Below are 18,555 nucleotides of genomic sequence, written 5' to 3' on the forward strand. Positions count from 1 at the left end.
GTTAAGCCCGGGGATTTCACATCGGTCTTACATCACCGCCTGCGCACGCTTTACGCCCAGTAATTCCGATTAACGCTCGCACCCTACGTATTACCGCGGCTGCTGGCACGTAGTTAGCCGGTGCTTATTCTTCCGGTACCGTCATCCCCGGCGGATATTAGCCACCAGGATTTCTTTCCGGACAAAAGTGCTTTACAACCCGAAGGCCTTCTTCACACACGCGGCATTGCTGGATCAGGCTTTCGCCCATTGTCCAAAATTCCCCACTGCTGCCTCCCGTAGGAGTCTGGGCCGTGTCTCAGTCCCAGTGTGGCTGGTCGTCCTCTCAGACCAGCTACGGATCGTCGCCTTGGTAGGCCTTTACCCCACCAACCAGCTAATCCGCCATCGGCCACCCCAATAGCGCGAGGCCCGAAGGTCCCCCGCTTTCATCCAAAGATCGTATGCGGTATTAATCCGGCTTTCGCCGGGCTATCCCCCACTACTGGACATGTTCCGATGTATTACTCACCCGTTCGCCACTCGCCACCAGGTGCAAGCACCCGTGCTGCCGTTCGACTTGCATGTGTAAGGCATGCCGCCAGCGTTCAATCTGAGCCAGGATCAAACTCTTCAGTTCAATACCTGTTACTGTTTTCGGTCTCTCTCGAGACCGGTCGCTCACTCAAAGCTGACAGGTTTCTGAATAAATTCAAAAACCTGACTTACTTTAGTGTGAGACTCTTGATACTTTTGCTGCTCCCGGTCATTCCGGAGAATGATCGGGTCGCCACCGCATCAAGCGCCCACACTTATCGGCTGTAAATTTTTAAAGATCGATCGCGAAAGCGCCGTTAAACCATCGAACCACCCGGCGTTTTCTGCGTTGCTGCGTCAGCAGCAGAGAAACGAAATTATGAAGACTGCCCGGCGATCTGTCAACAGGTTTTTTTACTTCGTTCAACCTGCCGCTCAACTTCCAGTCACCCGCAGACCCAGTCGCCACAAGGCTTTCGCCCGGACTTCCCGTCTCCCCCGCGCCTTCATCGAAAGCGCGAAAGACCGGAATTCTAGTCACGCAGATGACATCTTGCAAGCGGTTTTTTGACTCGCGTAAAAATCGGAGAAACGCGTAGGCGCAATCGCCTCAAACGTGGCGTTGCATGACGCGTTCGACGAGCTGTAGATAGTGGTCGAGATCCGGCGTCGGTTTGCCCGCCACCTTCGCGAGATCGTCCCAGCGGCGCAGGCGCACCGCGTCTTCGGCGTGGGGGCGTGCAGCGAAATCGCGCGCCTCATCTTCATTGAAGATGCCACCCTGCAATTCGAGGCTGCGCACCGAGTCTGCGGAGAGACAGCCGAAATACGCTTCATCGACGGCACAGAGGTAGCGCTTCGCATCGACATGCAGGCGGATCGGTTCCAGCACGCTATCGGGCAACACGGGGCGCAGGAACGGCAGCGCATAGTACTGGTGCAGATCGTCGATGCCGCGTTCGGTCGGCGTTTCGCCCTGACGATTGAGCAGGTGACCCAGATCGTGCAGGAACGCCGCGGCGGTCAACTCCTCGGTCGCGCCATCTTCTTCTGCCAGCGCACCGCTTTGCAGCGCGTGTTCGAGTTGCGTGACCGGTTCGCCGCTATAGGCCAACGCGCCATACGTCTCGAACAGCCCACGAATATCCACGAGGCTCAGTGCCATCTTCTTCAACTCCTCTATGACGTGAATTCGGCGACGGCCCACACCTGAGCGCCGTCCATCGTTCCTTCCGCTCTCAGTCGCCGCAGGACTCGCGCATGCGGGTGGCCGATTCGTCGGCGTCGCGCGATGCGAGCGCGCTCAACAGCGCGCGATGCCCTGCATACGATGCATCCATTGCGCTGTGCGTCGGTGCTGCACGCTGCGAAGAGAGCCGCAATTCGCTCACGGTCCGCTCATAGGTCTCGCGCAGCCTGGCGTTGCCCGCCGCTGCGAAGAGCGACGCGCGAAACGCGTCGCGCGCGTGCAGAAACGCCTCGCCCTTCTCGGCGACCACCGCGTCGCGCATCGCGTTGAGGTGCTCGCGCAACTCCGCGACCTGCGCCGCGTCGATGCGCGGCGCCAGCATCCGGCACGCCGCTTCGCGCAACGCCGCGCACACTACGCCCAGTTCCTGAGCCTCAGCCGCGCCGACACTGCGCACGAATACACCACGATGTTTCTCGTTACGCACGAGGCCTGCCTGCTCCAGCGCGCGAAACGCTTCGCGCACCGGTCCGCGCGAGACGGCGAGGCGTGCCGCCCAGTCGGCTTCGTTGAGCTTGTCGCCGGGGGCGAGCACGCCCGCCGCGATGCGCCGCTCGATCTCGTCGCGCACCAGCGCAGTCAGCGAATGCTGGCGCACCATGGCAAGCGGCGTCGTGTCGGACAACCCCTGCGCATCGCGATCAGGATCGCCCGCGTTGCCGCTACTCGCACGCTCATCGCTCATCGAATCTTGCACGTCTCGCCCTGGCCGTCTGTTGCGCGCCTGCGGCGCATCGAACCGCATGGCATCCATCCGCTCAGTCCGCCCGCCGGCGCGGCACACGCGCCGCGATCAGCAGCAGCGCCGCCAGCGAGACGAGCAACAGGACCAGCGAGAGCGCCGAAGCCGGCAGGTAATAACCGCGCTCGACTGCGCCCACCACGACGATCGGCACCGTCGCAAACCCCGGCGGATACACCGTGAGCGTCGCGCCCAGTTCGCCCAGCGACAGCGCGAAGCCCAGCGCGAGACTCGCGCGGATGGCCGGCACGAGCTGCGGCAGCACCACGCGGCGCAGCACCATCGAAGGCGGCGCACCGAGACTCGCTGCCGCTTCGCGCAGCACGGTCAGCTCGGGACGCAGCGCCGCCGAAGCACATCGATAGCAAAACGGCAGTACCAGAGCGAGCTGCACGAACACGACGATCGCGGCCGAACTCGACAGATCCACGGGCGCCTTGTGATAGGCGATCAACACCGCGAGGCCGAGCACCACGCTCGGCACGCCGTTGGGCACCATCGCGAGCGTGTCGACAACTGCGCCCAGACCGCGCCGGTCGCGCCCTTCGAGCGCGAGTGCGAGCCACAAACCCAGCGCAGTGCCGAGCACCGCAACGCCGAAGCCGACTTCGAGACTCGTTGCGAGCGCATCGAAGTCGGTCGAGCCGAGGCGCTCGAACCAGCGCGTGCTGAAACCGTCGGGCAAGATCGTGCCCGACCAGTGCGACGCAACGCTCGACAACGCGACGACGATCACCGGCAACACGAAGAGCCAGAAGCACAGTAGCGCCGCGAAGCCAAGCAGTGTCGCACTGGCAATGCGCGAGAAGAGGCTGCGCTCGACAGGCCGCGCACGGAGATGCTTGGGCGGCAGCGCGATACGGTCGGAACCGGCGGCAGGATTAGTTGACATTGCGCGCGCCTCCATGACTGCGGCGATTCACGCGCCGATACAGCGCATACAGGGAAAGCGACATCGCGAGCATGACCACGGCGCCTGCGGCGGCCGTCGGCAGATCGAGGTCGACCGTGGCCGAACTGTAGATCGCCACCGGCAGCGTGATGAGGTGCGCGCTGCCGAGCACGAGCAGAATGCCGAACTCGTTGAACGTCAGCAGAAAGCACAGGATCGTGCCCGCCGCGATACCCGGCCACGCGAGCGGCAGGATCACGCGCAGGGCGACCATGCGGCTGTTCGCACCGAGACTGCGTGCGGCTTCGATCAGGCGCATGTCGAGCAGCGCGAACGCAGCGAGCGTCGGGCGCACGACGAACGGCGCGTAGAACACCACTTCCGCGAGCACTACCCCGCCGATGCCGAACAGGAAATCGAGCGGCGGCGCCTGCAAATGAAAGAGCCGTTGCAGCCCGATGCTCACGGAGCCCTGCGAGCCGTACAGAAAGATCAGCGTGAACGCGACGAGAAACGACGGGAACGCCACGAACAGTTCCAGAAAACGCGTGACGAGCTGTGCGCCCGGAAACGGTTTGAAGAACAGCAGCGCGGCGAGCGCGACGCCGAGCACGGAAGCCAGACCCGCGCTCAGGAACAGGATCCACAATGTCGTGGCGATCACGCCGCGCGAATCGGGATTGCCGAAGAAGGTCTCGTACGCGTGGAAGCTCAAGCCATGCGCGCCAGAAAGGCTCAGCAGCACGAGCCGCACGAGCGGATAGACCACGAGCGGCCCGAGTACGAACACGAGCAGAAACGCGATATGCCATTGCGCGCGCCGTTCGCGGCGGCGCACGGCGGCCGCGTGCGCGTCGGCGCCGGGCAGAGCGAGGGCGGGATCAGGGGTTGATAAGGACGACATCGTCAGCCTCGTAACGCAGGGACACGCGCATGCCTTTCGCCGGCGTCATGCCGTGGCCGCGCTGCATGGTGACGAGCACCGGTTCGTTCGGCATCGCGTCGAGCAGCACCGGCACCGAGAGCACCGAGCCATACCACTCGACCGATTCGATCGTGCCGTGCAGCGAGCCTTCGCCGAGCGGCACGATGCGCAGGCTTTCGGGGCGCAGGCACGCGAGCTTGTCGCGCACGTCGTGGCGCGCGTCGCCCACCGGGAACGCGACGTTCGGCGGCAGCAGGTTCGCCGCGCCGAGATAACGGGCCACGTAGGCGTCGTTGGGCGCGTCGTAGAGTTCCTGCGGCGTGCCGAGCTGCGCGATGTGGCCATCGCGCATCAGCAGCGTGCGGTCGGAGAGCACGAGCGCGTCGTCCTGATCGTGAGTCACGCAAACGATCGTCAGATCGGGCAGGCGCTCGTGCAGCGCCTTCAATTCGGAGCGCACCGAAGCGCGCAGATTGGCGTCGAGTGCCGAGAGCGGCTCGTCGAGCAGAAGCACGTCCGGCTCGATCACGAGCGCGCGCGCGAGCGCCACGCGCTGCTGCATGCCGCCCGAGAGCTGCGCGGGCATGATGTGTCCCGCGTCGCCGAGTTGCACGAGCTTGAGCGCGTCGGCCACACGCCGCGCGATGTCGCGCGACGGCACGCGGCGCGCCTTCAACCCGAAGGCGACGTTCTCGAACACCGAGAGATGCGGAAAGAGCGCATAGCTCTGGAACAGCAGACCCAGGTTGCGCTGATGCGGCGGCACATGGGTCAGGTCGCGGCCCGCCACGGTGAGCGTGCCGGCGAGTCCATCGGCTTCGATGAACCCGGCGATGAAGCGCAGCAAAGTGGTCTTGCCGCAGCCGCTGCGGCCCAGCACGGTCAACAGTTCACCGCGTCGGATCGTGAGCGACAGATCGTTGAGGACAGTACGCGCGCCGAAGCGCACGCTCAGGTGGTCGATCTGCACGCCCGCGGCGCCGGAGGCGTCCGTGGCGCCAGTCAGACCGGACACATCCGGCAGCGCGCGGGCCATGCCGGCCGGCGCGAGGCTTGCGGTATTCACCGGTTTCATCTCCTGTCGACCAGAGTGGGCGCTTTGACGCCTGACTCTGGTCCTGTGCAAAGCTGTCGATGGGACCTGGCGCTGAAGCACCAGGTCCCATCCCATACTCAATTACAAATTGCGGCTGCTTACTTCGGCTTCACGACTTCGAGCTGCTTGCCCGACGAGCCGATCACTTCGTTCTTCCAGCGCGTCGTCCAGTCGGCCTTCTTCGCCATCACCTGGTTCCAGTCCACCGGAATCAGCTTCACGCCCTGGATGGCCTGCTTGACGGCTTCGCCGTTCTTGCCCGTGAGCGCCACGTCCGTGCGGCCCGGAATACCGAAGATATCCGGCACCTTCGACTGCACTTCCGTCGACATCAGGTAGTCGATCAGCTTCTTGCCTTCAGCCTGGTTCGGGCCGTTCTTGATCAGGCCGATTGCGTACGGCAGCTGGAACGTCGTGGGATGACCGCCGGCGTCGGCCGCGAGGAAGATCGGCTTGAGCGAAAGGCCGCCGTTGGCTGCGTCGTCGAGATCCATCTGCAGGTCGCCGTTGGCCACCGCGATTTCGTTACGCGAGAGCAGCACGTCGAGGTAGCCCGTGCCCTTCGTGTGGAACTTCGCGCTCTGCTCGAGCTTCTTGAGGTAGTCGAACGCCTTGTCTTCGCCCATCAGCGAGGTCGTGAGGATGATCACGGCCATGCCGTCGCCAGCCGTGGCCGGGTTCGAATACGCGACCTTGCCCGAGTAGTCCGGGTGCAGCAGGTCAGCAAACGTCTTCGGCTCGTTCTTCACGACATCGGGATTGATCGCGAACGAGAAGTAGTTGTTCACGAACGTCGCCCACGAACCGTCGGTCGCCTTCGCGATGGCCGGCACGTTCTTGTAGTTCACGCTCTGGTACGGCTGGAGCAGGCCGCTTTGCTGCGCCGTCTGGATGAACGGCGGCAGCGTGACGATCACGTCGGCCTTCGGCGAGTCCTTCTCGACGTTCGCGCGGTTCACCACTTCGCCGCTGCCCGCCGTCACGATGTTGACCTTGACGCCTTCCTTCTTCTCGAAGGCCGGCAGCACGTCCTTGTAGAGATTTTCGAGGCCGTCGGCCGTGTACAGCACGACGGCGTCGGCGGCGTGAGCGCTCGCTGCTGCGCCCAGCAGCGCCGCGGCGGCCGCGATCGGCAGCAGCTTGCGTGCAAAACCCGCGCGATGGGAATTCGTGTGGTTCATGTCACTCTCCGAAGGCAAAACCAGGTGCTCGGGATACCCGATGCGTTTGTGATTGAATGGATCGAACTGAGCTGAACAATCCGAACTTCGGCGGACTGCGCCGCCTGTCATTGCCCGCCTCGCGGTGGTCTCGTATCGCGGATTGCAGATTGTCTACAATCCGCCACTTTCCACCTGAACCGGCCGGCCCGGCGAAGCCGCGGAATTGCCGCTCGCCTCGCTTGCCGGCCCATCTGGACGGGCCCCGCAAGAATCACAGGTTTTGATGACACGCGCATGACGATTGTGGCGTTTGTCAAAAAATTCCACAATTCGCCAATATTCGACAAGCCACATATGCGTGCTGATTTTGCCGGGAAGATGCTGACGGCAGCCATGCAAATGTGTAGACGGGCATGCGCAGCGCGCGCAGCGCCGCAGGAAGACTCAGGCGATGACGAGTTCGGGCCCGCGCGCCGTAATCGCGCGCGCGATGCTTTTTTCGGGCGCAAGCTCGGTGATGACGTAGCGCGCCTGCTCGAAGCCGTTGATGCGCACGGGCGTGACGCGCCCGAACTTCGAATGGTCGGCGACGACGATCGCGCAGGCCGTGGCCGCGAGCATGCGGCTGCGCACCTCGGCGACCATGCGCGAGTAGTCGGTGAGCCAGCCGTCGGTGGTGATGCCGCCCGCGCCGACGAACGCGAAATCGGCGTGGTACTGGGCGAGTTGCTGCACGGTGTCGAGGCCGAAGGTCGCCTCCTCGTGGTCGGACAGCTCGCCGCCCAGCAGCGTGACGCGGTTTTCGTTGCGGCGGCCGAGCAACAGCGCGATGCGCCAGTCGTTGGTATAGACCGTGAGCCGATGGCGGTCCGTGAGCGCGCGCGCGAGCGCATGCGTGGTGCTGCCCGAATCGATGATAACCGAGGCGCCGTCGGGCACGAACTCCGCCGCGCGTTCGCCGATCGCGCGCTTGGCGCTCGCGTTGGCGGCTTCGCGCACGTCGAGATCGGGCTCGCGGCGGTCGCTCGAGAGCGCGCCGCCGTGGGTCGTGACGAGCAGCCCGCGCTCCGCGAGCGTATTGAGGTCGCGCCGGATCGTCTCGCGCGAGACGCGCAGTTCGCGCACGAGATCCGCCACGGAAAGCGCGCCCGTCCGGTTCACTTGCGAGAGGATGTATTGGTGACGTTGTTCTGCGAGCATCTCGATGGGTGCGGGTCGTGCGTGGAAAGAACGCGGGTAATGAAGTGAATCCGACGTGAATCCGGAAAAGCCGCCGTATTGTAGTACGCATGCGCAGAACGAGCCTGCCCTGCCATCGCGTGCGCATCCCTGCTAATCTCATGGAGACCGCGCGCTCACGCGACGCTCGCTTCGCCGAACATTGGAATTCATGCGTTCACGACTTCGTCAATTGCGCCTGCTGTTTTGTGCACTGCGTTATGGCTTCAGGCTGATCTGGCTCGCCGCGCCCGAGCATCACAAGCTGCACTGGTTCCTCACGCTCGCCTCGAACCTGCATGGCGACCCGCGGCTCGCCTCGCGCCTGCACGGTTCGCTGCCGCGTCTCGCGCCGCTCGCCGCGGCCTTCGCGCAAACGCTCGCCACACGCCCCGAACTCGCGGGCACGACCTTGCACGACGCGATCGACGCCATCGAGCATTTCGAAGAACCCCTCGCGGACGAGGCGCTCGACACCACGCTGCGGACCGCGCTCGGCAAGCCGCCCGAAACGGTGTTCACGTGGATCGACCCCAAGCCGGCCCACAACGGCTGGTGCGAGCAGACGCACATCGCGCGGCTCGCGCTGCCGGTGAACGGCCACCAGACGATCACACTGCGCGTGCTGCGCGCCAGACAGGTCCAGGAAGTCGACGACGACGCCGCGCTCCTGTGCGCCGTGGCTCGCTGGATAGAGCGCTTTTCGCGCGCCGCTCGCAAGCTGCAGTTGCACGCGCTCGCGCAGGCGCTGCGCGACGATCTGAACCGCCGCTTCGACCTGCGCGCCCAGGCCGCGAACCTGAGCCAGAGCGGCCATCAGCTCGGCGATGACCCGCGCATCGTCGTGCCCGACGTGATCTGGGATCTCTGCACCCCTCAGACGATCGCGGTGCAGCACATCGACACCGTGCGCGCGACCGATATCGCCGGGCTTGCCGAGCACCACATCAACGTCACGCAGGTGGCGGCCCATCTGATCGAGGTGGTCACGCGCCAGGCGTTCGAGCACGGGTTCTTCCATGCGGCCCTCGACGCCAGCCGGGTCGCGGTGAGCGTCGAGCCCGAGACGCGCGGCCGCCTCGTGCTCGCGGGCGCGGCGCTGATGACGAGCCTTTCTTCGCCTGAACGCGAATTCTTCGTGCACGGCGCGACCGCGTTGTTCGAACAGGACTACGGCCGGCTCGCCACGCTCCATCACGTGGCGGGTCATGTGCCCACGCATGCACGCACCGAGCAGATCGAGGCCGAGTTGCGCACGCGCAGCGAAGCGCATTTCGCGAGCGACACCGACGAGCGCAGCGCGGGGGCGCTATTCCATCATCTCCTGCACTCGGTGCAGCCGTTCGGGGGCGAAGTCTCACCGCGCCTCGTGGCGGCGCAGCGCGCGTTCGGCCAGGCCGAGCAACTGGCCCGCACGATTCATCCGGGCGTCGACGCATGGGGTATCGCCCGGCACACGCTCGCCGACATCGCGCGGCAAGATCTCGGCCACCACGGCTGGATCCGGCGCCTCTCGCAGGAGTTGCCTCACCTCGCGCAAATCGCCCCGCGCGTGCCGCAGATGGTGTTCCGCTTCCTCGAGCATCACGCGAAGGGCGGACACGGTCCCGCCGCGGGACAGGCCGCGCAGCAGGCCGCCTTGCTCGATGCCTGGCGCCGCGAGCATCGGCGCACGCGCGCGCTGCTGCTCGCCTGTGCGGTCTGCGGCGGCTTGATCGGCGTGACGGCGGTGTTGTTTGGAAGCTAGCGGCCGCTAGCGTTTTCGGTCTGGCGATGCTTGCATTGGCTGGTGCGGCGCGGACTGGGCGGTTAGTTGCGTTCCGATCATCGAGCGGCGCACGTCAGGGCCAGTGCAGTCCTGAACAAGACCGCCACCCGCACGTCGCGCGATACTCCGAGCCTTTCGTGTTTCTCCGCGCGCTGCGTCAGTGCGCGCCTACTTCGACACCGATGCTCGCCACCTTCGCCCCCACCCTTTTCGTCTTCCTGTGGTCGACGGGTTTCGTCGTCGCGCGCGCCATTGCGCCCTACGCCGATCCCAACCTGTTCCTGCTTGCGCGCTTCGCAGGCACTGCAGCGCTGTTCACGATCGTCGCGCTGGTAATGCGCGCACCCTGGCCGCGCGGACGTGAAATCGGCAAGCACCTCTTCGCCGGCGCGCTCCTGCAGGGCGTCTATCTGGGCGCGGGCTACTGGGCGGTCGCGCAAGGCTTGAGCGCGGGCGTGATGGCGCTCCTCGGCGCGCTCCAGCCGCTCCTGACGGCTGCCGTCGCGGCACGCATGTTCGGCGAGCGCCTGCCGCCGCGGCGCTGGTCGGGCATGTCGCTCGGCCTTGCCGGCGTCGTGCTCGTGCTGTTGTCCGCCGCCATGCACGCCGCCGGCGGCGCGATCGCCGACGCCGCTGCCGCTACTACAGTCACGCACGCTCACGCGAGCCCGCTGCTCGTGGTGGTGGTTGCGGTGGTATCGGTCGGATCGATCACGGCGGGCACGCTTTACCAGAAGACTTCGCTCGCGCAAGCCGACATTCGCAGCGCGAGCGCCGTGCAGAACCTGGGTGCGGCCATCGTCGCCGCCGTGCTCGCGCTCGTGCTCGGCGAGACGCGCTGGATCGCCGCGCCGACCCTGTGGTTCTCGCTGGCGTGGGGCATCGCGATGCTCTCGGGCGCGGGCGTGACGCAGCTCGTCTGGATGGTGCGCCACGGCGACGCCGCCCGCGCCACGGCGCTGCTCTTTCTCGCGCCGCCGCTCGCGGCGCTCGAAAGCTGGCTGCTGTTCGGCGAAACGCTCACGCCCGTGCAGATGGCGGGCTTCGGCGTCGCGCTCGCGGGCGTGCTGCTCGCGCGGCGGGCCTAGCGCCAGCGCATCCGCCGGCGCGCCCTCGCCGGTTTGCGCGCTCAGTCCGCGGTGTCTGCGCCGGCCGGCACCTTCGCGCGCGCCTTGCCGCCGGGTGCGGGCGACCACGCCGGACGCGTCTTGCGCTCAGAATCGACCACGACGACGAAACGGCCCGCCCACGGCGTGATCTCGCGGTCCGAATGGAGCACCCAGAGCGACTTGCCCGCATCGACCAGCGCCTGGTATTCGGCGTCGATGATGCCGTAGTGGTCGATGAACGCATTGAGCGTCGCGGGAATCCGCACGCAGCCCTTCGAATGGCGGATGCCGAGCAGCGGCTCGAGGCGGTCGGGGTCGGTGGCGTGCATCTGGAAGCGCATCTGCGAATAGCCGCCCTTGCCCCAGCCGCGTTCGCCGTCCACCCAGCCGAAGTCGTAGATGCGCATGTCGCGCCGGCCATAGCCGCGGATGTTGTTCTGGTTCATGGTGCCTTCCGCGCGGAAGTCCATGTTCAGCGGCGTGTGCTCGAACACGCCGAGCGGCGTGAGGAAGTGATCGAACTCGCCTGGGCGCCCCGTCGCGACCGGCGACGCGCCGATCATGAGCCATGGCTCGTCGGGCATCGCGCGGAAGTAGATGAAGAGCGCCTGCACGTTCGCGCTGCGATCGACGAGGATGACGAACTCGCCCGCCAGCGCGCCGAGGTTCTTCTCATCGAGCGCAGCCTGCAGGCGCTGGCCGTAGGCGCGCTGCTCGGCCAGCGGCACATGCAGGCGCCGGTTGACGTCGCGCGCGAAGCGCTTGCGCATCTCGAGCGCGCCGCGGGTTTCTTCGGCGGCCTCCTCCGGCGTGAGCATCCGGTGAATCGGCAGCACGAGCGCGGGAGGCGCGGAGGCGGCTTCCGCGGCCGAGGCCGCGGAAGCCGGCTGAGCCGACGAAGCGGCAGACGCGCTGGAAGCGCCCGAAGCCGCTGAAGCAGGAGCGGGCACGGAAGCAGCGGATGCCACTGAAGCTGCCGAGGCCGCTTTGGCAACCGGCCGAGCAGCCGAGGCGCCCGAAGCAGCCGACGCAGCGGATGCGCCCGAAGCGGCCGGCTTCGACGCCGCCTGCGCCGGCGCGTTGCGCACGGCACCCGAGGCAACGTGCGCGCCGGAAGCCGTCGCGGCGTCTGAAGCGTAAGCGGCGCTTGCCGCCCACGAAGCGCAAAACCAGCTGCAGAGTGCAGTCACTATTGCGCGGCGCGCCGGCGCGCCCGGCCACCGCGTTCTATGATGGGGAAGTTTCGGGGCGTCGCCCCGGACGCCACCGCGTACGCGAGCGCCCATGCGCCGCGAAAAATTGTCATTCATCGTGAGTCCGGCCGATTGTGCGTCTTGTCTGAAGTCGGATACGTCGGGCGCCGTGCCGTGCGGCGTCGCTGACAGCGCCACGACCACCCGACATTAGACCAGACAATGCAGACTGCGCGCATATGTCGCGTGCGCAGCCAATTTGAGGAACCGCCCATGCCCACCCGATCGGACGCCAACCCCGAAACCAACCGCCTCGCCCGCCAGCACCGCATCATCGCGGAACTGAACGTCGCCGGGCACTTCGACGCACACGCCGAAATCGAGTGGCGCGTGCGCTTTCTCGGGCAGCGCCTCCAGGCGAGCGGGCTGCATACGCTCGTGCTGGGCATCAGCGGCGGCATCGACTCCGCGACGGCAGGGCGCCTCGCGCAACTGAGCGTGGAACGCCTGCGCGCGCAGGGCCAGACGGCGGCACGTTTCATCGCGATGCGTCTGCCCTACGGCAGTCAGCGCGACGAAGCGGACGCCGCCGCCGCGCTCGCCTTCATCGCCGCGGACGAAATCCTGACCGTCGACATCCGCCCCGCCGCCGACGCGATGCTCGCCTCGCTCACGGCGAGCGGTTTCGCCTTCGCCGACGAGAGCGTGCAGGACAAGATTCACGGCAACATCAAGGCGCGCGAGCGGATGATCGCGCAGTACGCGGTGGCCGGCGCGCGAGCGGGGCTGGTGATCGGCACGGATCACGCGGCGGAATCGCTAATGGGCTTTTTCACGAAGTTCGGCGACGGCGGCGCCGACGTGCTGCCGCTCGCGGGCCTGAACAAGCGGCGCGTGCGCGCGCTCGCGCGGGCGCTGGGCGCTCCGGCCACGCTGGTGGAGAAAACGCCCACTGCGGATCTGGAAACGTTGCGCCCGCTGCATCCTGACGAAGACGCCTACGGGATCGGCTACGACGAGATCGACGACTTTCTGGAAGGCAAACCGGTGAGCGAACGCGCGTACGAGGCGATCTTTCGCTTTTACGAGTCGACGCGCCACAAGCGGGCGCTGCCCTATACCCCGTACGACACTGCCGACGACGGCCGCTGAAGCGCGGCGCGAACGGCTCAGCTGCGTTGCGGCGGCTCTTCGTCTTCGAACGGCGGCGCGCTCACCCTCAGCGCAACGCCTGCGAGGCGACGGGATTGAAGCTCGCGCGCCACGGCGTCGGCCACATAGGGCACTTCGGAATCGAGTTCGAGATCTGCGTGCGCGTTGGGCGTGCCCGCGTCATAAACGGTAATGCCCTTGGCGTACTTGCCGAGTTCGCGCTCGAAAAAACTGCGCACATCCTGCTCGCTGCAGGTTTCGGGAACATTCCAGACAGTCAGGTGCATGACGGCCTACCTCGCGGGATATTCGGACCCGGCGTGCTGCGTTTAGCGGAACCGGCGGGGTTGCGTCGCGCGTACACGCACGGGCTGCAGGCTCGCACGAGCGCGAGCACGGGTCCACGCCACCTGGCCGAGCACGGCAGCGACGCCAAGCAACAAAAGGCTGGACGTAAGCATTGTTGTGACTCCCTGTTGTTGATGAATGTCAGCATAGTCGCATTTGCTGAGCAGTGCGCTGCGGCATATTGTCTGGCGGCAGATGGCTAACCGATGGCCGCCCGATTGCCTGCCGCGCATATGTGATCCGGTCCGCAATCGGCGTGCCCGAGGCAGCAAAGGTGCGCGCGAAACGGCGCGTCAGGACCCGTCGTCGCGGCTTGCCGAGGTCGTCTCGTCGGCCGACCCGCCGCAATCCATGCGGGTGAGGCGATCGTACTGGTGCACCCAGTTGCCGCTGATCGCGGCCTGCGCCTGGGCCAGCGTCATGCGCCCCGCGCACACGCAGCGCTTCAGACGCACCGTGAGCAGCGACTTGCGGCGCTCGCCGGCGTGGCCGCCCCATGGGATGAGGTCGAAGTTGGCCGTGGCGTCCGGCGACCCGCCGAGGACGATCGGCACGTGCCGGTCGAGCGCGTAGCCCACGCCGTCGTCGGCGTCGATGCCGCGCGCCGCGAGCATGCGGTTCTTCAGCGCCATGGTTTCGTCGAACGGCGGCGCCACGGTGTCGGCGTAGCCCGGTCGGCAGATCGTGTCCGTCACCGACTCCTGCGTGACGCGTGTATCGAGTAGCCGTGGATCTTGCGCGGATGCGGCCTGCGCCGCGCTGCCTGCAGCGAGCGCCAGCAGCGAAACGCGCACCACTCGCGCGCGCCACCGCGGCGCGCCAGTGCGACAAACAATGCCTTCTGCCATGCGGCGCGCGATGCGGCGTAGTGCTGCCCTTTCTGCGTTCATGGTTGAGCGCATCGTGCAGCACGATGCGGAATGGATGGTTGGTGCCGGGCTATTAAACCACAATCAAATATTGTCAGGGCAATTGCGCACATCGGGCTGCAGGCATGCAGTCGCGCGTATCGCGCGCCGCGCGTCACCCGCTCGCCGCAAGCGCTCGCAACCTCAAGGTTTCACAAGGAATTTTTGCTCTGTAATCCCAGGTAATTGATACGCCAGGGGAGAGGCCTGATCGTCGCGCCGATGCTGGCCATTTGGCCGATGGCAGCGCGCGACGCGATAGCGCATAATGGGCCGCCCGGTCAGCTCCAAAGCGGAGTGCATCGCGCGCATTCGAAGAAACGAGGAAACCCCATGTCCATTTCCATGTATCAAGCATCGGTGCCCGTGCTCGTGCGCGGCCTCACCAATCTGCAAAACATCATCGGCAAGGCGCAGGCGCATGCGGCGGAAAAGCAGATCGACCCCTCCGTGCTGACGGGCGCGCGGCTCTTCCCCGACATGCTGCCGCTCATGCGTCAGATCCACATCGCCACCGACACCGCAAAGGGCTGCGCGGCGCGCCTCGCGGGTGTGGAAGCCCCGAAATTCGACGACGTCGAAGTCACCTTCGACGAATTGCACGCCCGTATCCAGAAGACCATCGACTATCTGAACGGGTTCAAGCCGGAGCAGATCGACGGCACGGAAGCGCGCAGCATTACGCTCAAGATGCGCAGCGGCCCGATCGAGTTCACGGGCCAGAGCTATCTGCTGGGCTTCGTGCTGCCCAACTTCTTCTTCCATGTCACCACGGCTTACGACATCCTGCGTCACAACGGCGTGGAACTCGGCAAGCTCGACTATCTTGGCGGGCGCTAACGCGAGCAATAAGAAAGCGTGCGGCGCCCTGCGCGCCGCACGCCAGCTCGCAACCGTCTTTCCCGGCGGCGGCGTCAATCGAGCGAAAGCCGCAGCGCGAAGCCAATCAGCGCGGACGAAAACGCCCACTTCTGGACCGTCTGCGCGAGCGGATTGCCGCGCAGCCACGCGGCGATGCGCGCCGCGCCCAGCACGTAGATCACGTCGAAGAGCGCGCAGACGGCAACCAGCAGCACGCCCAGCACGGATACCTGCAGCCAGACCGAGCCCGCCTCGGGCCGGATGAACTGCGGCAGCAGCACCGAGCAGAACAGCAGCGCCTTCGGGTTCAGCAGGTTCGTGAGCAGGCCCTTGGCGAAATCGGCACGGCGCGGCCGCGCTACGGCCACGCCCTCCTGCTCGGGCATCGCGAACGCCGGCGCACGGAAGATCTGCACGGCGATCCACGTGAGATACGCCGCCCCCACGTAGCGTACGACTTCATACAGCCACGGCGCGTTGCGCAGCAAGGCTGCGAGCCCGCAGGCGGACAGCGTCACGTGGGTCGCGCGCGCGAGCCCCAGGCCGCAGGCCGCCGCGAAGCCGCTGCGCGTGCCGCGGCTCATGCTGGTCTGCATCACGAGCGCCATGTCGGCGCCGGGCAGCGCGCAGACGATAACCAGGGCGACAATGAACATCAACAGCAGGTGGGCGGAAATCATGTTGGCCTCGCGTGAAAGAGGCTCTATCTTGCCGCTACACGCAGAGCGATTTCTGGCGATTTTCATACCACTTCAGCCATAAATTGGCGGAATACGCTAAGATTCACGAATCCGCACCAAAACTCCCCTAACCGCCATGAGCGACCTCGACAAACTCGACCGCGCGATCCTCGGCGCGCTGCAAACCGACGGGCGCATGCCGAACGCACGGCTCGCCGAAACGGTGGGCCTGAGTGAAACGCCGTGTGCGCGGCGCCTCAAGCGCCTCGAGCAGGAGGGCTATATCGAGCGTTACCGGGCCGTGCTCTCGCGCCGCGCGCTCGGCTATGGCGTAGTGGGATTCGTCTCGGTGCGCTTCGCCGTGCACGACCGCGCGCTCGCCGACCGCTTCGAGCGCGAGGTGCTGGCGATCGAGCGCATTCTGTCGTGCCATAACGTAGCCGGCACGGCGGACTATATTTTGCAGGTGGTGGCCCGCGATCTCGACGACTACGGCACCTTCATGCGCGACCAGTTGCGCAGCTTGCCCGGTGTCACCTCGGTCGAATCGGCGCTGTCGCTGCGCGAAGTGAAGGCCGAGGGCGGACTGCCCCTGCCCTGAACGCACCCAACCCTATTCACGCAATAACGGAGCTTTCGATGACCCCAGAACAGGCACGAGCCGAAGAAGCCGCCGCCATGGACCGCGTCCTGACCGCAACCCAGCGCGTCAAGTCGGCGTTCACGTCGCTGCAATCGCAGTTTCCGCCGGAAGGCGACGGCAAGCCGTCGCAGTTCGCGCTGCAGACCTTCGACATGGCGCTCCAGGAACTGGAAGACGCCCAGGCCGCCTTCGACGAGATGCTCAACGATCTCTTCGACGGCGAACGCTGAGCCTGCCCGCGTTTGCTGCGCGCCCCGCAAGAGCAGAACGGCGTGCAGCACGCGACCGGCTTCACCAATGATTCGGATTCCAGATCAAAATCAACACAGCATGACTGATGACATGAACGCGCCCGTCACCGTGCTCGGCGTGGGCGTCGTCGTCCGCAACGGCGATGCATGGCTGCTCGGCCTGCGCAAAAGCGCATGGGGACGCGGCACGTGGGCGTTTCCTGGCGGCAAGGTCGACTCCGGTGATGCTCCGCTCGCCGCGGCCGCGCGCGAGCTGCGCGAGGAAACCGGCCTGGAAATGATCGAGGCGCAAGCCGCCGGCTGGGCCAGCGGCTGGCTCGAAGCCGGCCGCGTGCGTCATGTGACGCTGTTCGTCGAGGCCGCCGCGCCGGGCACGCCCGTCGTCGCGGAGCCCGACAAGTGTGCGCGGTGGGCGTGGTTCGCACGGGATGCGTTGCCCGCCGATCTGTTCGAGCCCACGCGCCTCTACTTCGAGACCCGCTAGCGCGTCGCGGCTGCGGCGCGCTCCCGGACAAACGCCGCGATCCGCTCGCAGGCCTCGACGAGCCTCGCTTCGTCCACGACGAAACCCAGCCGCACATAGCCGTTTGCGGTCTCGCCGAACGCGCTTGCGTCGAGCACGGAAACCTTCTGCGCCTCGAACAGCTGCCAGGTGAACGCCTGCGTGTCGAGGCCCGTGCCGCGGATGTCGATCATCATGAACATGCCCGCTTCCGGCAACAGGCACTTGAGCCCCGGCACGCCCGCCAACCGCTCGTAGACGATGTCGCGCCGGCGGCGATAGATCTCGCGCATTTCAGCGACGATCTGCGCGCGGTTGTCGAGCGCCGTGATCGCCGCCTCCTGGATGAAACCGGGCAACCCGTAGAGCATGCAGAGCGCGAGCCGCGCCAGATGCGCGATCATCGTTTCCGGCGCGATCACCCAGCCGAGGCGCCAGCCCGGCATGGCATGCGACTTCGAGAGGCTGCCGAGCGTGACCGTGCGCTCCGCCATGCCGTCGAGCGCGGCGATGCTCACGTGCTCGCGCTCGAACGTGAGGTCGGCATAGACCTCGTCGGAGAGCACCCACAGGTCGTGCCGCTTCGCCAGCCGAGCGACGCGTTCGAGGTGCGCGCGCGGCATCACCGCGCCGGTGGGGTTGCACGGCGTCGCGAAGAAGATCGCGCGCGTGCGCGGCGTGACGGCAGCATCGAGTGCGTCGCAGTCGAGATGAAAGCCGTTCCCGGGATCGACGGACACCGGCACGAGCGTTGCGCCCGACGCGCGGATCGCGGCCTCGTAAGTCAGGTACATCGGCTCGGGCACGAGCACTTCGTCGCCGGCCTCCAGCAAACAGAGCGACGATGCGAACAAGCCGTTCTGCGCGCCCGCGCAGAGAATCACGTTCTGCGCGCCGACCGCGCGCCCGCTTTGCTGCGCATGCTCGCGTGCAATCGCCTCGCGCAGCGGCTCGCGACCCATGATGGCCGAGTAGTGCGTATCGCCTTCACGCAGCGCGGCCACGGCGCGCTCGACGATGGGCGCAGGCGTGCCGAAGTCGGGGTCGCCCACGCTCAGCACGATCACGTCCTCGCCACGCGCCGCAGCCTGCACCGCTGCGTGATGGATCTCCCACGCCGTCGTGCGACGGCCCTGCAACCGCTCGACCAGATTCGAATACTTCATCTTTCGCGACTCTCCCGAACATACGGCGCGCTGCGCGCCGTGGCGTTCAAACCGTTCCCGTTGATGCGTGTGTGCAACGATACCAAGGAACGATGCCGCTGAGAAATGTCGATGCGCTCCAGCGCGTATCCAACATGGTGTTAGTATTTCCAGCCTGTTGGATGATCTTTTGC

At 66.2% G+C, this 18,555-nt stretch carries 18 protein-coding genes, 1 rRNA gene and 1 pseudogene; 7 read left to right on the top strand and 13 right to left on the bottom strand.

Annotated features, from left to right (window positions below; translation table 11 throughout):
* The 8 genes from AB4Y44_RS20395 to AB4Y44_RS20430 form a co-directional block, all read right to left on the bottom strand.
* A 16S ribosomal RNA gene (locus AB4Y44_RS20395) occupies nt 1-619 on the bottom strand; the annotation flags it as partial.
* A gap of 507 nt (nt 620-1,126) precedes the next feature.
* A complete protein-coding gene (locus AB4Y44_RS20400; RefSeq protein ID WP_342918876.1) occupies nt 1,127-1,681 on the bottom strand; it encodes a phosphonate degradation HD-domain oxygenase in 555 nt (184 codons plus the stop codon).
* Nucleotides 1,682-1,754: 73 nt separating this feature from the next.
* Nucleotides 1,755-2,366: a GntR family transcriptional regulator gene (locus AB4Y44_RS20405; protein WP_368700777.1), complete on the bottom strand. Its 612-nt coding sequence runs from the start codon at nt 2,364-2,366 to the stop codon at nt 1,755-1,757.
* A gap of 157 nt (nt 2,367-2,523) precedes the next feature.
* Entirely contained in the window at nt 2,524-3,399 is an 876-nt protein-coding gene (gene phnV / locus AB4Y44_RS20410) for a 2-aminoethylphosphonate ABC transport system, membrane component PhnV (protein WP_368700717.1), read from the bottom strand.
* Nucleotides 3,389-4,303 (bottom strand): 2-aminoethylphosphonate ABC transporter permease subunit, encoded by a 915-nt coding sequence (locus tag AB4Y44_RS20415; protein WP_342918878.1) that lies wholly within the window; start codon nt 4,301-4,303, stop codon nt 3,389-3,391. The genes phnV and AB4Y44_RS20415 overlap by 11 nt, the downstream gene beginning before the upstream one ends.
* Nucleotides 4,281-5,399: a 2-aminoethylphosphonate ABC transport system ATP-binding subunit PhnT gene (phnT, locus tag AB4Y44_RS20420; protein ID WP_342918879.1), complete on the bottom strand. Its 1,119-nt coding sequence runs from the start codon at nt 5,397-5,399 to the stop codon at nt 4,281-4,283. Before phnT ends, AB4Y44_RS20415 begins: the two co-directional genes overlap by 23 nt.
* Before the next feature lie 119 nt (nt 5,400-5,518).
* A complete protein-coding gene (phnS, locus tag AB4Y44_RS20425; protein WP_342918880.1) occupies nt 5,519-6,601 on the bottom strand; it encodes a 2-aminoethylphosphonate ABC transporter substrate-binding protein in 1,083 nt (360 codons plus the stop codon).
* Nucleotides 6,602-7,027: 426 nt separating this feature from the next.
* Entirely contained in the window at nt 7,028-7,783 is a 756-nt protein-coding gene (locus AB4Y44_RS20430) for a DeoR/GlpR family DNA-binding transcription regulator (RefSeq protein ID WP_342918881.1), read from the bottom strand.
* 190 nt (nt 7,784-7,973) lie between these two features.
* On the opposite strand from AB4Y44_RS20430, the gene AB4Y44_RS20435 reads away from it, so the two are divergent.
* Together AB4Y44_RS20435 and AB4Y44_RS20440 are read left to right on the top strand one after the other, a co-directional pair.
* Nucleotides 7,974-9,548: an AarF/UbiB family protein gene (locus AB4Y44_RS20435; protein WP_342918882.1), complete on the top strand. Its 1,575-nt coding sequence runs from the start codon at nt 7,974-7,976 to the stop codon at nt 9,546-9,548.
* Between the two features lie 203 nt (nt 9,549-9,751).
* Nucleotides 9,752-10,657, top strand: a complete 906-nt coding sequence (locus AB4Y44_RS20440) for a DMT family transporter (protein WP_368700778.1) — start codon at nt 9,752-9,754, stop codon at nt 10,655-10,657.
* Between the two features lie 41 nt (nt 10,658-10,698).
* Here AB4Y44_RS20440 and AB4Y44_RS20445 read toward each other — a convergent pair.
* Nucleotides 10,699-11,775, bottom strand: a pseudogene (locus AB4Y44_RS20445) (L,D-transpeptidase); the annotation flags it as partial.
* 369 nt (nt 11,776-12,144) lie between these two features.
* Between AB4Y44_RS20445 and nadE the strand changes: the two are divergent.
* On the top strand, nt 12,145-13,023 hold the full coding sequence (gene nadE / locus AB4Y44_RS20450; protein WP_368700718.1) for an ammonia-dependent NAD(+) synthetase: 879 nt from the start codon (nt 12,145-12,147) through the stop codon (nt 13,021-13,023).
* Between the two features lie 17 nt (nt 13,024-13,040).
* Here nadE and AB4Y44_RS20455 read toward each other — a convergent pair whose 3' ends face one another.
* The gene (locus AB4Y44_RS20455; RefSeq protein ID WP_342918885.1) at nt 13,041-13,310 is read right to left on the bottom strand and encodes an RNA-binding protein; all 270 of its coding nucleotides are present in this window, start codon (nt 13,308-13,310) and stop codon (nt 13,041-13,043) included.
* 354 nt (nt 13,311-13,664) lie between these two features.
* The gene (locus tag AB4Y44_RS20460) at nt 13,665-14,261 is read right to left on the bottom strand and encodes a hypothetical protein (protein WP_368700719.1); all 597 of its coding nucleotides are present in this window, start codon (nt 14,259-14,261) and stop codon (nt 13,665-13,667) included.
* A gap of 351 nt (nt 14,262-14,612) precedes the next feature.
* Between AB4Y44_RS20460 and AB4Y44_RS20465 the strand changes: the two genes are divergently transcribed.
* Nucleotides 14,613-15,119 carry a DUF1993 domain-containing protein gene (locus tag AB4Y44_RS20465; protein ID WP_342918887.1) on the top strand — a complete coding sequence of 169 codons (507 nt, stop codon included), beginning with the start codon at nt 14,613-14,615 and terminating at the stop codon, nt 15,117-15,119.
* Between the two features lie 74 nt (nt 15,120-15,193).
* On the opposite strand, the gene AB4Y44_RS20470 is transcribed toward AB4Y44_RS20465, so the two are convergent.
* Nucleotides 15,194-15,820, bottom strand: a complete 627-nt coding sequence (locus AB4Y44_RS20470) for a LysE family translocator (RefSeq protein ID WP_368700720.1) — start codon at nt 15,818-15,820, stop codon at nt 15,194-15,196.
* A gap of 136 nt (nt 15,821-15,956) precedes the next feature.
* Here AB4Y44_RS20470 and AB4Y44_RS20475 point away from each other — a divergent pair, with 136 nt between their 5' ends.
* The 3 genes from AB4Y44_RS20475 to AB4Y44_RS20485 all read left to right on the top strand — a co-directional run bounded on the left by AB4Y44_RS20475 (nt 15,957) and on the right by AB4Y44_RS20485 (nt 17,198).
* Nucleotides 15,957-16,421 (top strand): Lrp/AsnC family transcriptional regulator, encoded by a 465-nt coding sequence (locus tag AB4Y44_RS20475; RefSeq protein ID WP_133185271.1) that lies wholly within the window; start codon nt 15,957-15,959, stop codon nt 16,419-16,421.
* Nucleotides 16,422-16,459: 38 nt separating this feature from the next.
* Nucleotides 16,460-16,693, top strand: a complete 234-nt coding sequence (locus tag AB4Y44_RS20480) for a hypothetical protein (protein WP_342918889.1) — start codon at nt 16,460-16,462, stop codon at nt 16,691-16,693.
* Between the two features lie 100 nt (nt 16,694-16,793).
* The gene (locus AB4Y44_RS20485; protein WP_368700721.1) at nt 16,794-17,198 is read left to right on the top strand and encodes an NUDIX hydrolase; all 405 of its coding nucleotides are present in this window, start codon (nt 16,794-16,796) and stop codon (nt 17,196-17,198) included.
* Here the strand turns inward: AB4Y44_RS20485 and AB4Y44_RS20490 are convergent.
* Nucleotides 17,195-18,382 (bottom strand): aminotransferase class I/II-fold pyridoxal phosphate-dependent enzyme, encoded by a 1,188-nt coding sequence (locus AB4Y44_RS20490; RefSeq protein WP_342918891.1) that lies wholly within the window; start codon nt 18,380-18,382, stop codon nt 17,195-17,197. The genes AB4Y44_RS20485 and AB4Y44_RS20490 overlap by 4 nt on opposite strands.
* Nucleotides 18,383-18,555: the final 173 nt, after the last annotated feature.

Source organism: Paraburkholderia sp. BR10937 (assembly GCF_040965695.1).
Classification (GTDB): domain Bacteria; phylum Pseudomonadota; class Gammaproteobacteria; order Burkholderiales; family Burkholderiaceae; genus Paraburkholderia.

Excerpts from the sequence above, each read along its gene's own strand:
- AB4Y44_RS20435 (WP_342918882.1), top strand. The coding sequence starts at position 7,974 with ATGCGTTCACGACTTCGTCAATTGCGCCTGCTGTTTTGTGCACTGCGT.
- phnV (WP_368700717.1), bottom strand. The coding sequence starts at position 3,399 with ATGTCAACTAATCCTGCCGCCGGTTCCGACCGTATCGCGCTGCCGCCC.
- AB4Y44_RS20460 (WP_368700719.1), bottom strand. The coding sequence starts at position 14,261 with ATGAACGCAGAAAGGGCAGCACTACGCCGCATCGCGCGCCGCATGGCA.
- AB4Y44_RS20405 (WP_368700777.1), bottom strand. The coding sequence starts at position 2,366 with ATGGTGCGCCAGCATTCGCTGACTGCGCTGGTGCGCGACGAGATCGAG.
- AB4Y44_RS20440 (WP_368700778.1), top strand. The coding sequence starts at position 9,752 with ATGCTCGCCACCTTCGCCCCCACCCTTTTCGTCTTCCTGTGGTCGACG.
- AB4Y44_RS20480 (WP_342918889.1), top strand. The coding sequence starts at position 16,460 with ATGACCCCAGAACAGGCACGAGCCGAAGAAGCCGCCGCCATGGACCGC.
- phnS (WP_342918880.1), bottom strand. The coding sequence starts at position 6,601 with ATGAACCACACGAATTCCCATCGCGCGGGTTTTGCACGCAAGCTGCTG.
- AB4Y44_RS20465 (WP_342918887.1), top strand. The coding sequence starts at position 14,613 with ATGTCCATTTCCATGTATCAAGCATCGGTGCCCGTGCTCGTGCGCGGC.
- nadE (WP_368700718.1), top strand. The coding sequence starts at position 12,145 with ATGCCCACCCGATCGGACGCCAACCCCGAAACCAACCGCCTCGCCCGC.
- AB4Y44_RS20475 (WP_133185271.1), top strand. The coding sequence starts at position 15,957 with ATGAGCGACCTCGACAAACTCGACCGCGCGATCCTCGGCGCGCTGCAA.
- AB4Y44_RS20430 (WP_342918881.1), bottom strand. The coding sequence starts at position 7,783 with ATGCTCGCAGAACAACGTCACCAATACATCCTCTCGCAAGTGAACCGG.
- AB4Y44_RS20485 (WP_368700721.1), top strand. The coding sequence starts at position 16,794 with ATGACTGATGACATGAACGCGCCCGTCACCGTGCTCGGCGTGGGCGTC.
- AB4Y44_RS20490 (WP_342918891.1), bottom strand. The coding sequence starts at position 18,382 with ATGAAGTATTCGAATCTGGTCGAGCGGTTGCAGGGCCGTCGCACGACG.
- AB4Y44_RS20455 (WP_342918885.1), bottom strand. The coding sequence starts at position 13,310 with ATGCACCTGACTGTCTGGAATGTTCCCGAAACCTGCAGCGAGCAGGAT.
- phnT (WP_342918879.1), bottom strand. The coding sequence starts at position 5,399 with ATGAAACCGGTGAATACCGCAAGCCTCGCGCCGGCCGGCATGGCCCGC.
- AB4Y44_RS20415 (WP_342918878.1), bottom strand. The coding sequence starts at position 4,303 with ATGTCGTCCTTATCAACCCCTGATCCCGCCCTCGCTCTGCCCGGCGCC.
- AB4Y44_RS20470 (WP_368700720.1), bottom strand. The coding sequence starts at position 15,820 with ATGATTTCCGCCCACCTGCTGTTGATGTTCATTGTCGCCCTGGTTATC.
- AB4Y44_RS20400 (WP_342918876.1), bottom strand. The coding sequence starts at position 1,681 with ATGGCACTGAGCCTCGTGGATATTCGTGGGCTGTTCGAGACGTATGGC.